Annotated in this window: 10 protein-coding genes; 7 read left to right on the forward strand and 3 right to left on the reverse strand. The window is 41.5% G+C overall.

What is annotated here, in order from left to right; translation table 11 throughout:
• The first annotated feature begins 54 nt into the window (after window positions 1-54).
• A complete protein-coding gene (locus PQO05_RS00085) occupies window positions 55-1,131 on the forward strand; it encodes a DUF3078 domain-containing protein (protein WP_273630588.1) in 1,077 nt (358 codons plus the stop codon).
• Between the two features lie 147 nt (window positions 1,132-1,278).
• Here the strand turns inward: PQO05_RS00085 and PQO05_RS00090 are convergent, their stop codons facing one another.
• On the reverse strand, window positions 1,279-3,729 hold the full coding sequence (locus PQO05_RS00090) for a DUF5916 domain-containing protein (protein ID WP_273630589.1): 2,451 nt from the start codon (window positions 3,727-3,729) through the stop codon (window positions 1,279-1,281).
• A 156-nt stretch (window positions 3,730-3,885) separates the two neighbouring features.
• Here PQO05_RS00090 and ffh point away from each other — a divergent pair, with 156 nt between their 5' ends.
• Window positions 3,886-5,214, forward strand: a complete 1,329-nt coding sequence (gene ffh / locus PQO05_RS00095) for a signal recognition particle protein (protein WP_273630590.1) — start codon at window positions 3,886-3,888, stop codon at window positions 5,212-5,214.
• A 143-nt stretch (window positions 5,215-5,357) separates the two neighbouring features.
• Here the strand turns inward: ffh and PQO05_RS00100 are convergent, their stop codons facing one another.
• Window positions 5,358-7,568 (reverse strand): transferrin receptor-like dimerization domain-containing protein, encoded by a 2,211-nt coding sequence (locus PQO05_RS00100; RefSeq protein WP_273630591.1) that lies wholly within the window; start codon window positions 7,566-7,568, stop codon window positions 5,358-5,360.
• 152 nt (window positions 7,569-7,720) lie between these two features.
• Between PQO05_RS00100 and ypfJ the strand changes: the two genes are divergently transcribed.
• From ypfJ to PQO05_RS00125, 5 genes are all read left to right on the forward strand, one after another.
• Window positions 7,721-8,590, forward strand: coding sequence for a KPN_02809 family neutral zinc metallopeptidase (gene ypfJ / locus PQO05_RS00105; RefSeq protein WP_273630592.1), 870 nt, complete (start codon window positions 7,721-7,723; stop codon window positions 8,588-8,590).
• A gap of 70 nt (window positions 8,591-8,660) precedes the next feature.
• Window positions 8,661-9,608, forward strand: coding sequence for an ABC-three component system protein (locus PQO05_RS00110; RefSeq protein WP_273630593.1), 948 nt, complete (start codon window positions 8,661-8,663; stop codon window positions 9,606-9,608).
• A gap of 1 nt (window position 9,609) precedes the next feature.
• Entirely contained in the window at window positions 9,610-9,876 is a 267-nt protein-coding gene (locus PQO05_RS00115; protein ID WP_273630594.1) for an ABC-three component system middle component 6, read from the forward strand.
• The gene (locus PQO05_RS00120) at window positions 9,848-11,590 is read left to right on the forward strand and encodes a DUF2326 domain-containing protein (RefSeq protein WP_273630595.1); all 1,743 of its coding nucleotides are present in this window, start codon (window positions 9,848-9,850) and stop codon (window positions 11,588-11,590) included. The genes PQO05_RS00115 and PQO05_RS00120 overlap by 29 nt, the downstream gene beginning before the upstream one ends.
• Before the next feature lie 25 nt (window positions 11,591-11,615).
• The gene (locus PQO05_RS00125; RefSeq protein ID WP_273630596.1) at window positions 11,616-12,452 is read left to right on the forward strand and encodes an N-acetylmuramoyl-L-alanine amidase; all 837 of its coding nucleotides are present in this window, start codon (window positions 11,616-11,618) and stop codon (window positions 12,450-12,452) included.
• Window positions 12,453-12,585: 133 nt separating this feature from the next.
• On the opposite strand, the gene PQO05_RS00130 is transcribed toward PQO05_RS00125, so the two are convergent.
• Window positions 12,586-14,241, reverse strand: a complete 1,656-nt coding sequence (locus tag PQO05_RS00130; RefSeq protein ID WP_273630597.1) for a glutamine--tRNA ligase/YqeY domain fusion protein — start codon at window positions 14,239-14,241, stop codon at window positions 12,586-12,588.
• Window positions 14,242-14,553: the final 312 nt, after the last annotated feature.

Raw genomic sequence — 14,553 nt, forward strand, 5'->3', positions numbered from 1 at the left:
TAATTACAGAATTACTTTTAATAGAAAAGCTTTTTTGCTTTTATTTGCTGCCGAATGTTTAAAAGCGTCTTTACCCCACTTTTAGTATTATTAACGGTTATAACCATCCAGTCGAAAGCTCAGGTTGCCGATAGTTTACGCCATCGTACCGATAGCTTGTATCGCGTGGATAGTTTACGGCGTATTGATAGCCTGGTTAAACTGGATACCATTAAGATCGATTCGAATCGGTTAAATAAGTACCGGATTGATCTGCGCAGGTTTCAATTACCTGTGGTAGTAAAGCCATTTAAAGTTGAACAAAACCTGGTGCCTGTAGGTATGCTCGATTACAAAGTATCGTACTGGCGCAAATGGATCACTTTTGGTGTTAACGTAAACCAGGCAGCATTTACCAATAGCTGGAAAGGTGGTGGCGTTAATTCATTGGCCCTGGGAGGTAACTTCGATTTTAAAACAGAATACAAAAAATCGCCTTTTGATTATACAAGCGAGCTGATTTTGCTTTACGGTAAATCAAACAACAAAGGTCAGGGTGCCCGAAAAACAAACGACAGGATCTTTTTCGATAACAAAATAGCTACCCAATTATCCAAAAGATGGTATTTCTTCGGGTCCTTAGATTTTGAATCCCAGTTTGATAAGGGTTTCCAGTATGACGATGTTAACAATACAGCGCCGCTACTCATCTCTAACTTTATGTCGCCTGGTTATGTTACCGAGTCGATGGGTTTTGAGTATAAGCCAAACAAGGTATGGGACATTCGTTTGGGTACGGGTACGGCACGTCAAACTTTTGTATTAGATAAAACCATTGCTTTAAATGTGCCAACAAACTATGGCGTACCAATTGGGCATACATTTTTTAACGAACTTGCATTTCAGGGGGTTGTTGCTTATGATAAAGACATCATGACCAATATGCATCTAAACGCCCGTTATGCACTATTTATACCTTACGGCCGATCGCTTGCCAATATTGATCATCGTTTGGATGCCGTATTAACGGCAAAAGTTAACAAGCTGATCGCTGTTACTATAAACGCCACTGCGCTATACGATAAAGATACATCAGACCAAATACAAGCTACAGAGGCTTTGGCATTGGGTGTGATCTACAAGTTTCCGTGATAAAATAGTAGGGCTTTGTTTTACTAACCAACTTGTCATTTCGACGATAGGAGAAATCTTATACGGTTTGTAATCATGGAGCGAAGATTTCTCCTATCGTCGAAATGACAAAATAGACTATTAGCAGCGCATAAATGCAATCTGCAATTATGCCGCCTGTTTCTTTTTCCGCAGGCTCTGATAATCGATATAATAAAGCACTTTTACCGAAAAATTATTATTCTGCGGCTGTACAAAGGTATCGTGAAGGTTATAGTAGTAACCATTTTTAGCCAGATCGGTATCGGTTTGTGATGATGCTTTCCAGGCGATGCTCAGCTCACTGCCCGGCGAAAACACCCAGGCATAAATCATATCTAGATTCCAGGTGTTAAAATTCTGGTCATTATCCTGGTTAAAGTGTGATGAGGTTAACGGATCTAATGTTCCGGCGGGGCCGAGATCATAATATTGATGATTGTTCAGTTTGCTCCAATAATGGCGAGCTCGCAATGTTAAACCCATCGTGTTGTTGAAAGTGTATTTAAGGTTAAAAATGTTCTCGATGGTTTGCACGGTACGCAAAGCAAAAATCGGGTTGCCGCTCACGCTATCGGTAGTTGAATACCCGGTATAATTAACCCGCGGACTATATGTTACATTTTGCCCGAAGGAGAATTTATTGTTGATGCGATAAGTATAAAAAGCATTAGCATCATACCCATAGCCGTTAGCACGGTTTATTTTGCGGTAGAAATAATAGATACCGCCATAAAATCTTTTAGAGTTATTGCTGTTAATACCCAAACCCACGCCCTGGCTTGATGGGGTTTGATAAACGCGGCCATCAACGCGCGGCTCATAAAAATCATTACCCGCGTCGCGGTGGCTTACATCTATATAAGCCTTCCACAAACTTTTAAGTGTAAAGTACTGCTCGCTGAAAAAGGTTAGCGCCTGATAAGCCGATGGTTTATACCTGCGCGAATAGTATACGTTACCATAAATACCCCAGGATGTAAAATAATGCTTCGGCTTATAATTATTATAATTCATGTTGAGGTTATGGTCGAAGTAATTGTTGTTAAACATAATCCCCAGATCGTTCGAGCTGTACTTACTATCTACCAGGTCTTCCACAATATTCCATGTAAAATTGCCCAATGTTTTACCAGCATTTAACTCGTAGCTGTAGCCTGTAGTTGTTGGCTGGTTTGTATAAAACAGGTTACTCATCATGGTGTAACCGCTAAAATTATAAGAGTTCCGTTTATTATTGAGGCTGAACACAAAGCCGGTAACATCGGCATTATAATCCTTCCCAAAACGGTCAACATTAGTATTGATAAATGTTACTGCCGAATTATTCTTCAAATTCTGATCCAGCACAATGATGTTGTAATTGGTAACCGGGCTGGTTTCCACCTTGCGTTGTTTATTGGTAACAGTATCCTGAATGATGGCATAAGCCGGTGCGCTCACCGCATTAAATACCCCGATACCCAAACCACTGCTGGTACGTCCCGAAAATTTGGTGGCGTTATACAACTTGGTTTCGGTTGGGTTTTTAATCACGGCCTCGTTTGGTTGCAGGTTGGCCGAAGCATTATCATAATCAATGGGCTGCCCGCCTACCCTGCGCGAATAAAAGAGGTTGCCTTTGTTGAAAAGCTCTGTCCCTTCGGTAAAGAACGGGCGGTTCTCGGTATACTTTACCTCAAATGGTGTGAGGTTGAGGATGCGGTTGTCAGATTGTACTTGGCCAAAATCTGGAATCAAAGTCATATCCAAAGTGAAACTGGCATTAATGCCGTACTTCACATCCATCCCACCATTAAAAGAAGTGGTGGTATTTTTAACCCCGGTAGTATTGTATGGATAATGATTTACATAAGTTGACGCGTATGGATAAAAGGCCAGCCTTACCGGCGGTGTAATTTTTGCCAATCCATCTAACTCACCCTCCTGGTTAATAAAACCGTTTTTCTTGGGATCAAGCTCATTCCAAAATAATTGCTTTAACTCCTGTTGCCTTTTCCGCACAAAGTTTAAACCCCAGGTTTGCACATCCTTATTGGCAAAACGCAGGGCCGAGTATGGGATCTTAAATTCTGCCGTCCACCCTTGGTTATCAACCTTTACCGCGGTTAACCAAACCGCATTCCAGGTTGGGTCTTCATTTCCCTGGTTTGAGTATTTGGCATCAAACTGTACGCCTGCTGCGGTTACATAAAATCCGCTGGCGTTAATACGGTCGAGATAGGTATCTAAAACAATTCCTATAAAATCATCATTTGCAATATTGTCGCGGGTGGTAAGTTCGCGGGCTACTTTATCGGCAGATGTTTCGTACATCCGTGCACCAACATAAATGGCATCGTTATCGTAAATAATTTTTATTTCAGTACGGTTTTCGGGCTTTTCGTGGGTGCCTGCTACCGGGTTCAGCTCAACAAAGTCGGTTGCTATAGGTACATTTTTCCAAACATCATCATCCAAAACACCATCTATCTTTGGTGCAACAGTTGTTTTAACGGCATTTAACTTCCTGATAGCAGGCTGCGAAAAGGCCGAAAAACCGATGAGGAGAAAAAAAGAAAGGGTGTAAAATTTGGGCATATAAATGGTCAGCAACTGTACATAAGATGCTGCTTTGTAACAAAAAGTTACAATAGAATAATTAAAAGATTGGTAATAGAAATTGATAGGGTGATATAAATTCAAAATGATAACTTTGTATCCTCAAAAAACTGAGATAAAAGAGGTTGACCAGATATGTTTGAAAATCTTTCGGATAAGCTCGACAGGGCATTTAAGGTTCTAAAAGGACAAGGAAGCATTAGCGAGATAAACGTGGCCGAAACCATGAAGGAAATTAGAAAAGCCTTACTGGATGCCGACGTTAACTATAAAACTGCAAAAGCATTTACAGATGATGTAAAGCAAAAAGCACTGGGTGAAAACGTGTTAACCACTATTTCGCCGGGCCAGTTGCTTACCAAAATTATGAATGATGAGCTGACCCAATTGATGGGCGGCAGTACGGCAGAGCTTGATTTAAAAGCGCCATTAACCATCATTTTAATTGCGGGCTTAAACGGTGCAGGTAAAACCACATTTACCGGTAAGCTGGCTAATTACTTAAAAACACAACTCAAAAAGAAACCATTACTGGTTGCTGATGATATTTACCGCCCTGCGGCTATCGATCAGTTAGAGGTTTTGGGTACGCAGATCGGTGTGCCGGTTTACGCTAACCGCGAATCGAAAGACCCGGTTGCTATTGCTTTGGAAGGTATTGCGCAGGCCAAGGCTAACGGCCAAAACGTGGTAATTATTGATACCGCCGGTCGCTTGGCGGTTGATGAGGCCATGATGCAGGAGATTGAGCGCGTTAAGGCTGCCACCAAACCACATGAAATTTTGTTTGTGGTTGATGCCATGACCGGTCAGGATGCGGTGAACACGGCTAAAGTGTTCAATGATCGTTTAGATTTTACCGGTGCGGTTTTAACCAAGCTAGATGGTGATACCCGCGGTGGTGCTGCGTTATCAATCAAATCTGTTGTAAGCAAGCCGATCAAGTTTATCGGTACCGGCGAGAAGATGGAAGCGCTGGATGTTTTCCACCCGGATCGTATGGCTTCCCGTATTTTGGGTATGGGTGACGTGGTTTCCCTGGTAGAGCGTGCACAACAACAATTTGACGAAAAGCAGGCACAGGAGCTACAAAAGAAGATCCGAAAAAATAAATTCGACTTTAACGACTTCTATAGCCAGATCCAGCAGATCAAGAAAATGGGTAACATGAAAGATTTGATGGGCATGATACCAGGCGTTGGCAAAATGATGAAAGACGTAGAGGTTGATGACAACGCGTTTAAAGCCATCGAAGCCATCATCCAATCAATGACCCCGTTTGAGAAAGAAAACCCCGACAGCATTAACCAAAGCCGCCGTGTACGTATCTCAAAAGGATCAGGCACAGACATTGGCGAAGTAAACCGCTTAATAAAGCAGTTTGAAGATATGCGTAAAGTGATGAAACAAATGAGCAACCCTGCAGCCATGGCCAACATGATGCGCAGGATGCCGAAAATGTAATTTTTTGATTTCGGATTTCGAATGTTCGATTTCGGATTTGAAAAATTTAATGAATGATATAAGTAAAAGCCCGGTTAAGTTAACTTAACCGGGCTTCGTATTTTTAAATAAATCCGAAATCGAACATTCGAAATCCGAAATGACTATTCTGATCCCAGATATGTTGCCAATTGCGTAATGCTTTTCGCCGCAATGGCAATCTGCTGCTGCAACTCTGGCCAGTTACGCTGTTCGATTGACTCACGGATGCCCGGCAAAGTTTTTACACCATAGCCAGTATAGAAACCCGGTGCATAAATGGTATGTTTAAACCACGGGCGGCGAGGTAAACCACCATCATACAACAATTGCTGCTCGGCACGGTAAAGTTTCTGGTTTAGTTTATCCTGATCCTTGCCAGATTGTGCCGCCTGCTCCCACTCGGTGTCCAGCTTATCGGTGCTTTGTTTCAAAGTTTCCAAAGCTGTTTTTAGGGCGCTGAAATCAATGGTCGGCACTTCCGATTTAATTTCTGGTTGTGGTAAATGCATATCAGGATCGTAAGCCAATGTGTATTGGTTTGATTTGATAAGGCTGTTGTTCATCGCTGTACTTTCGCGCATTTGATTAGCCAGCTCCTGTACTTCTTTGCTATAACGGTCTATGGTGCTGCATAAGCTACGGAAATCGAATGGAAGCACATCGGCATCCGCCATGCGTAAAGTGGCACGACCGGCTACCGAAGCCAGCGCAGGGCCATACATAAAGTCATGATCTTTAAAACGCACGTAGCTATCGTAGCTGTCATAAATAGAGTGGTAATCGCCGGTTGGGTCTTCGCCACCAAAACCAAGATCAAGTGTGGTGATACCTAAATGCTGCAAAAACGCGGAATAATCGGATCCTGAACCCAGTGCGCCTAAGCGAATATCTTTCCTGTCCAATATTTCTTTTTTGCCTTTGGCCGATGGTGTATTAACCAGCTCGCGGGCTTTACCACGATCATAAACACTCACTTTGGTTTGCGGATCGGTTACGGCCATCTCAATTTCGGTCATAAAGTTTTCCAATGCATGCGAACCTTCTGCATTTAAGAAACCACGACCGTTGCTGTCAGAGTTAATATAAACTACGGCTTTCTGCTGTAGTTCTTTAGCATGATCTTCGGCAAACTCGGTAGAACCAATTAAGCTTGGCTCCTCGCCATCCCATGAGCAATAAACGATGGTACGTTTTGGTCTCCAGCCGGTTTTTAGCAGATCGCCCATAGCTTTGGCTTCATCCAACATGGCAGCCTGGCCGCTTATCGGGTCGCTTGCGCCATTAACCCAACCATCGTGGTGGTTACCGCGCATTACCCACTCGTCTGGGTATTTAGAACCTTTAATTTTGGCAATTACATCATAACAAGGCACCATATCCCAGTTGAAAGCAAGCTTTAAATGTACGGTTGATTTACTTGGGCCAATGTGGTACGTAATAGGCAAACCACCGCGCCAGTCAGACGGGGCAACCTGTCCTTCTAGCGATTTCAGGAAAGGCAGCGCATCATGATAGCTAATTGGTAATACCGGAATTTTTAAAATGGTCGGTGCTTCCAGTCTATCCAAACGTTTAGCATCTTTAGTCGCTCCCACATTTGGGGTTAGCGGATCGCCGGGGTAAATTACCATATCCATTACCGAACCGCGTTGCACGCCATATTCGTTTTTATAAGCGCCTTTAGGATAAACATCGCCCTGGGTAAAGCCATCATCTTTGGGGTCCGAGTAGATAATGCAGCCGATAGCGCCATGCTCGTAAGCTACCTTGGGCTTAATACCACGCCATGAGCGTCCGTATTTGGCAATCACAATTTTGCCTTTTACGTCAATCCCCATTTTTTGCAGCTGATCATAATCATCAGGCAAACCGTAGTTTACAAAAACCAGTTCGCCGGTTACATCGCCGTCGGCGCTCCAGGCGTTGTAGGTTGGTAGTTGGCCCTCCTGCCCAGATGTTGCATCTTCTGCAAGTGCGGGTTCTTTTAATAAAGCGGTGTATGGGGTTGCTCCCTGTAATTCAAGCACCCGTGTTTTGGGTGTTGGGAACAATACATTATAAGTTTCGATATGTGCATCGAGGCCGAAGCTTTTGTACTTGGCCAAAATGGCATCGGCTACAGCCTTGCCTCCCGGTGAGCCCAGATGGTGCGGGTAGGCAGAAAGCTGCTTAATGCTTTCGCCGATACGTTTAGCGCTGAGGGATTGATCGAATTGTTTTTCGTGCTGCAGCTCTGTTGCTGCCGAAGCCGACGAAAAACCGCTGATGTTTTGCTGCTGGGCCTGCGCAAAAGCCGAAAGAGCCAGAAAACTGAGAGTAAAAGTTTTTTTCATGCTGAAGTTTTAAGGGTAACAAGTGAAAATTATCGATTTTAGTTGATTTATGCACCTGTTTGCCGAAAAACCGTGACATTTTATTGCAATTGTTACTCTTAAACAAAAAATAGTTGTTGCTGTTAACTGATAACAATTAAAATCAGTAGAATATGCAATGGTTCGGCGGTAAAGAAAGTGATAACGTAGAAGAAGGCAGCAGTAGTGGCGGCGGCCGTGGTTTTGCCGTTGGCGGCGGTGTTGTTGGTGTAATTGGGTTAGTGATCTACCTGTTTACCGGCATTAACCCGGCTGCGCTATTAAATGGTGGACAACAGGGAAATAATGTTCAGCAAGAGCAGGTAAACACCCATGTTGTGCATGGCCGAACCCCGCAGGAACAGTTAGCCATGAAAGTATTTAAAGGCACCGAAGATGTTTGGGATAGCCTGTTTACCGCTCGGGGGAAAACCTACCAAAAGCCAATTCTGCACTTTTTTAACGGCAGTGTTGACGCCGGCTGTGGTTTTGCCAGCTCGGCAACGGGTCCGTTCTATTGTCCGCAAGACCGTAAGGTATATATTGATCTTTCTTTTTACAACGAACTGAGCAATCGTTTCGGCGCCCCCGGCGAATTTGCCCAGGCTTATGTAATAGCCCACGAAGTTGGTCACCACGTGCAAAACCTATTGGGTATTTCGCAAAAGGTAGAAAACGCCGAAAGCCAGGCCGGTAGCGAAGCCGAACGCAACAAATACTCCGTGGCCCTCGAGCTCCAGGCCGACTTCTATGCTGGCATCTGGGCACACTATGAGAACAAATACCACCAAAACGGTCTCGTCCTCAATGAGGCCGACATAGCTAGTGCCCTAAACGCTGCCAAACAAATAGGCGACGACCGCCTCCAGCAAGAAACCCAGGGCTGCGTAGAACCAGACTCTTTCACCCACGGCACCTCTGCCCAGCGTATGTACTGGTTTAAAAAAGGTTTCGACTCCGGAGATTTGAGTGAGGGGAATACGTTTAGGAAGATGGGGTTGTAGGAAAAATATTTAATGAGTTTTCAAATAATAAGATATATGTTTTCTTACATTTAGGTTTGTAAGCAAACCTATGCAGTTATCCAGAGAAGAAAAATATATTGCTCGAAAGTTATTCCAATTAGAAATTCACAAGAGAAGCGCTCAAGCTTTTGAAGACTTTTTTGTGAGAATTATGCAATTAAGTCATCCCGAGTTTATTCCAGTAAAACCACAAGGTCAATACGGAGATAGGAAAAATGACGGTTTTATTAAATCCGAAGGTAAGTACTATCAGGTTTATGCGCCTTATGATCCCGCCACAAGGGAAAAAGAAACAATTGATAAGTTAGTGGCAGATTTTAAAGGTTTATACTCATACTGGAATTCACAGGTGGTTAGAGTAAAGGAATATTATTTTGTCTTAAATGATAAGTATCAAGGTGCATATGCTTCACTACATCCAGAGCTTACAAAAATTGAAAATGAAAACGAAGGGGTTAAATGTTTTCCATTATTAGCTCAACATTTAGAAGATAAATTTTTGGCGTTGCCCCCTAAGCATATTGAGGAGTTTTTCGGTCCAATTATTGAACCCGAGCAAGTAGAGTTATTTGATGTTTCAGTAATGAATGAGGTTATAAAACATCTGCTTAGTTCAACAGCAACGAAACAAAGCGAGAATTTTCCAGAGAATCCAGATTTTAATTTAAAAATTGTTTTTAATAGGTTAAGCGAAATACCCGCTAATTATCTTCGTTTCGGATCGTTTCAAGAAGGAGAACTTAAGAATTATTTTAAAATTAATAGCACCTTTGCAAAAGAGGATTTAAGAACAGTCTTCAACAACCTTTATAAAAAGGCACTTTTAGAAATGCCCGATTCAGATGATAAGTCGGATTTGGCTTTTTTTTATATTATGAATAATGCTCATCCAACTAAAAACTTTATGATAAATAATGCTGTGTTAGTACTCATGGCATATTTTTTTAGTTATTGTGACATATTTGAAGAGCCAATCAAGCAACAAACATTGTTTTAATATGATTTTGCCATCAAAGCATTTAAAGATATCGGAATCACTATTAGGACTTGGTGGGTATCTTTTAAATTATTTAAAAGGAGGTCCACAAACTGTAGATCATTTGTGGTTTAAGGTTAGTAAACAAAATAATTCGAAAAAATCCTTTGCATACCATGGCTTCGACAATGTCATTTTTGCATTAAATTATTTATATATAATAGGAGCTATCGATATCAATTCCGAAGGGGAAATTTTTAATGCGATTAATAAAGCTAAAAGCGAATAATAGCGGGTTTAAAGAAATAATATTCAACCCTAAAGGCATTTCCTTAATTGTTGGAAAGCGTCATAATCACGACTATACTCAAAATAGAAAAATCACCTATAACAGCGTTGGTAAATCGCTAACGATTGCTTTGATACATTTCTGTCTCGGTTCTCAAAAAAATCCTGAATTTGAATCTAAATTAAAGGAATGGGAGTTTTCTCTGGAGTTTAATATTGATGGAGACAATTTTATAGTAAGTAGAAAGTGCAATAATCAAAATATCGTTTTTTTAAATGAGAAAGAGTATTCCTTAGATGATTATAAAACGTTTTTATTGACAAAATTATTTACGCTTCCCAATGATCATAAATTCCTGTCATTTAGATCTTTAATTTCTCGGTTTATTCGTCCTCAGAAAAGTAGTTATACCACTTATTATGATTTTATAAAAGACGAACAGGATTTTAATGAGTTGATTAACAACTCACTACTTCTTGGATTAAATACAGAAATCATATTAAAAAAATATCAGTTAAAAGATGAGTATGATGGTGTCGAAAAAATGCGGAAAGCAATCGAAGACGATCCCATTATGCAATCTTTTTTCGATAGTGAAGATGATAGTTTTGAGATAGATATAGTAGATCTAAAACAGAAAATAAGAAAGCTGGAAAAGAGCTTAGCAGAGTTTCGAGTGGCGGAAGACTATTACCAGGTAGTAAAGGAGGCGGATGAAATTAAAGTTCAATTGCGAACTTATGAAAACCGAGCTGCTAATTTAAAAACAGCAATTTCTAATATAAATGGTAGCCTTGATATTACGCCAGATATACCCAAAAAGAAAGTTTTAGAATTATATAGAGAGGCAGAAGTTAACTTACCTGATTTTATTCTAAGGAGATTGGAAGAAGTTGAATCATTCAACAAAAAAATATTAGATAATAGGACAGTCCGACTATTAAAGGAAAAAAGCAATTTCGAGCAAAAATTAACCGAAGTAGAAGGTATCATAAAGGTATTAGGTCGGCAGAAGGATCAAAAGCTGGAATATTTAAATACAAGGGGGGCATTGGATGAATTCACTAAGCTTAATGAGCAGGTCAATGCATTTAAAATCCGGCTCGACAATATTGAAAAATATAAAAAGCTAAAACAGGAATATAAAAATAAAACAGAGGAAATAAAGCAAGGTTTTAGTGAGCAAAATATCTTGACCTCTAATTATATAGCAAACAATACTGCATTAATTGAAAAAAATATAATCTTGTTTAAGGGATTTGCGGAAGAGTTTTATGAAAATAAACGAGCAGGAATAGAAATAAAAAACAATGAGGGCATAAATAAAACGCGATTTGATATTAAAGCTAAAATTGATGATGATAAAGGAGATGGTGTAAATGATGTCAAAATCTTTTGTTTTGATTGGACTATATTGAAAGCACAGCATAATCACAAAATAAAATTCATTTTCCACGATAGTAGGTTGTTATCGGAAATCGACTCGCGACAAGTTGCTACTCTGTTTAGAGTTGCTCATCAAAATAGCAATGATTCTAATTTTCAATACATAGTGTCTGCTAATGAGAATACATTAGACGCATTAAAACTTGAGTTAGGTGAAGAGGATTATAATTTGATAATAGAAGAAAATATAGTATTGGAACTTACAGATGAATCAAATGAGTCAAAACTTTTGGGCATGCAAATGGATTTAGACTATGACAAAGAATAATTCATTATCTACTTCAACATTCCCAATGAAACGCTATACCCTTCTATTTTTATTACCCCTCCTCTTCTTCGCTGCCTGCTCATCACACAAAGCAATCGTAGCCCCCGTAGCCAACACCAAAAAAGTTTACGAAACCCAGGTAGATAGCTTTCTGGATATTGCGCGGCAGATGAACCCGGCTATGCTGGTTGATAGTGCGGGTGTGTCTATCCCCTCGCAGTTTATTGCTACGGTGAATTTGAATTTGCGGAAACCCAATTATGTGATTCTGCATTATACCGCACAGGATTCGCTGCAGCAAACCATTAATACTTTTAGCCAGGTGCGTACACAGGTAAGCGCGCATTATGTAGTGGGCAAAGATGGCCGCATTGTACACATGTTGAACGATTATCTGCGGGCATGGCAGGCTGGTGTGAGCAAATGGGGCAGCATTACAGATATGAACAGCTGTTCTATCGGCATCGAGATTGATAATAATGGAAACGAGCCTTTTACCGAGCCGCAGATTAAAAGCCTGCTGATATTATTGGCGCAGTTAAAGAAGAATTATAACATTCCGCAGGCCAACTTTATTGGTCACGCTGATATTGCACCGGGTCGTAAACCGGATCCCGGTCCATTTTTCCCATGGAAGCGCCTGGCCGAAAAGGGCTTCGGTTACTGGAGTGACGACATTGTGGTGCCGGCTCCCGATAACTTCGACTATGTAACGGCATTTAAACTCATGGGCTATGATACCCGCAACATCAACGGAACTATTGATGCTTTTAAACGCCACTTCATCCAAACGGACATCACCCCACAAATGACGCAGTTGGATTTGAATGTGCTGTTTAATGTATACCGAAAATACCAATAAGGGAATCGAGAGTCAAGAATCGGGACTGAAAAACACATAAGTATATAAAATAAGAAGTATATAAAATAAGAAAGGCTGCGAATATTCGCAGCCTTTACTTTTTGTCTTGATTCCTGATTCTCGATTCTTGACTCTATTTTTTAGCCCATCCATCCTTCAAAGTCACGGTGCGGTTAAACACGGGCTTTTCTGGGGTTGAGTGTTTGTCTAAAGTGAAGTAACCTTTGCGAATAAACTGGTAACCTTTGCCCGGGATGGCGGTTGCCAAATCCGGCTCAATATAGGCTGTGATTATTTGCAGGCTGTCTGGGTTCAGGTATTCTTTAAAATCACCTTCTTCGCTTGCTGGATCTTCTACTTTAAATAAACGATCGTATAAACGAACCTCAGCAGTTTTAGCATGCGGAACGCTTACCCAATGGATGGTGCCCTTTACGTTGATACCGCTGGTATCGCTTCCCGATTTTGATTCGGGGATATAGGTACAATGGATTTCGGTAATGTTGCCTTCGGCATCTTTCACAAAATCTTCGCATTTAATAATGTAGGCATTCTTCAACCTCACCATTAAACCCGGGCCTAAGCGGAAAAATTTTTTCGGCGCAACTTCCATAAAGTCTTCGCGCTCGATGTATAATTCTCTGCTGAACGGAATATCACGACCGCCTTCACCACCTTCAACTTCCGGATTGTTTTCGCCATGAAGAATCTCTCCATCACCTTCAGGATAGTTTGTAATCACCAGTTTAACCGGGTCTAATACCGCCATACGGCGCCATGCGGTTTTGTTCAAGTCCTCACGAATACAGAACTCAAGCAGGCTCAGGTCGATAATATTTTCGCGTTTAGCAATCCCAATCCGCTCACAAAACTCGCGGATTGATGCAGGCGTATACCCACGACGACGCAGGCCGCTAATGGTAGGCATACGTGGATCATCCCAGCTTTCTACATGGTTTTCTTTTACCAGTTGCAGCAGCTTGCGCTTGCTCATTACGGTATAGGTCATGTTCAAACGGGCAAATTCGTATTGGTGCGAAGGGAAAATTTGCAGCTCTTCGATAAACCAATCATACAGTGCACGGTGAGGGATAAACTCCAGCGTACAAACCGAATGGGTAATGTGTTCGATAGAATCTGACTGCCCGTGGGCGAAATCATACATCGGGTAAATGCACCATTTATCGCCTGTGCGGTGGTGATGGGCATGTTTAATGCGGTACATCAATGGGTCGCGCAGGTGCATGTTGGGTGAAGCCAGGTCAATCTTGGCACGCAAAACTTTAGCGCCATCCGGGTATTTACCGGCTTTCATTTCTTCAAACAACTGCAGGTTTTCTTCCACGCTGCGGCTGCGGTATTCGCTAGGCTTACCAGGTTCGGTAGGTGTACCTTTTTGTGATGCAATTTCTTCGGCCGTGCTATCGTCAACATAAGCTAATCCTTTACGGATCAGGTCGACAGCGAAAGCATAGATCTGGTCGAAATAGTCAGACGCATAAAGCTCATTGGCCCAGTTAAAGCCCAGCCATTTTACATCTTCTTTAATACTTTCTACGTACTCGGTATCTTCGGTAACGGGGTTGGTATCATCAAAACGAAGATTGGTTAGGCCGTTATATTTCTGCGCCAGTCCAAAGTTTAAGCAAATAGACTTGGCATGGCCAATGTGCAGATAACCATTAGGCTCGGGTGGAAAACGGGTGTGGATACGTCCGCCATTTTTACCCTCGCGGATATCTTCTTCAACAATCTCTTCTAAAAAGTTTAACGATCTTTCCTCGCTCATAAAATTCAAAATATACTTGAATGGCAAATTTAGCAAAAAAATCAGGGGTTTGTTGAGAATGATGAGTGTCGATTTTGCTGGCGTTTTTACCCATTATTAAAGTTAGTGCTAAAGCAGTGCCTTTGCTTTCCCCTAAATTAGGGGAACACTACTGTCTGTGCAATTTGCAGTGGCGTTAGTAAGGGGTAGATTGTTGATGGCCATGCGTTCGATTTTACCTCTTATTAAAGTTAGTGCTAAAGCAGTGCCTTGGCTTTCCCCTAAATTAGGGGAACATTACTGTCTGTGCAATTTGCAGCAACATTAACAAGG

Origin of the sequence: Mucilaginibacter jinjuensis, assembly GCF_028596025.1 — a bacterium.
GTDB lineage: Bacteria > Bacteroidota > Bacteroidia > Sphingobacteriales > Sphingobacteriaceae > Mucilaginibacter > Mucilaginibacter jinjuensis.

Bases quoted from the DNA above. Each gene is read 5' to 3' on its own strand.
- PQO05_RS00085 (WP_273630588.1), top strand. From the start codon at position 55: ATGTTTAAAAGCGTCTTTACCCCACTTTTAGTATTATTAACGGTTATA.
- PQO05_RS00090 (WP_273630589.1), bottom strand. From the start codon at position 3,729: ATGCCCAAATTTTACACCCTTTCTTTTTTTCTCCTCATCGGTTTTTCG.
- ffh (WP_273630590.1), top strand. From the start codon at position 3,886: ATGTTTGAAAATCTTTCGGATAAGCTCGACAGGGCATTTAAGGTTCTA.
- PQO05_RS00100 (WP_273630591.1), bottom strand. From the start codon at position 7,568: ATGAAAAAAACTTTTACTCTCAGTTTTCTGGCTCTTTCGGCTTTTGCG.
- ypfJ (WP_273630592.1), top strand. From the start codon at position 7,721: ATGCAATGGTTCGGCGGTAAAGAAAGTGATAACGTAGAAGAAGGCAGC.
- PQO05_RS00110 (WP_273630593.1), top strand. From the start codon at position 8,661: ATGCAGTTATCCAGAGAAGAAAAATATATTGCTCGAAAGTTATTCCAA.
- PQO05_RS00115 (WP_273630594.1), top strand. From the start codon at position 9,610: ATGATTTTGCCATCAAAGCATTTAAAGATATCGGAATCACTATTAGGA.
- PQO05_RS00120 (WP_273630595.1), top strand. From the start codon at position 9,848: ATGCGATTAATAAAGCTAAAAGCGAATAATAGCGGGTTTAAAGAAATA.
- PQO05_RS00125 (WP_273630596.1), top strand. From the start codon at position 11,616: ATGAAACGCTATACCCTTCTATTTTTATTACCCCTCCTCTTCTTCGCT.
- PQO05_RS00130 (WP_273630597.1), bottom strand. From the start codon at position 14,241: ATGAGCGAGGAAAGATCGTTAAACTTTTTAGAAGAGATTGTTGAAGAA.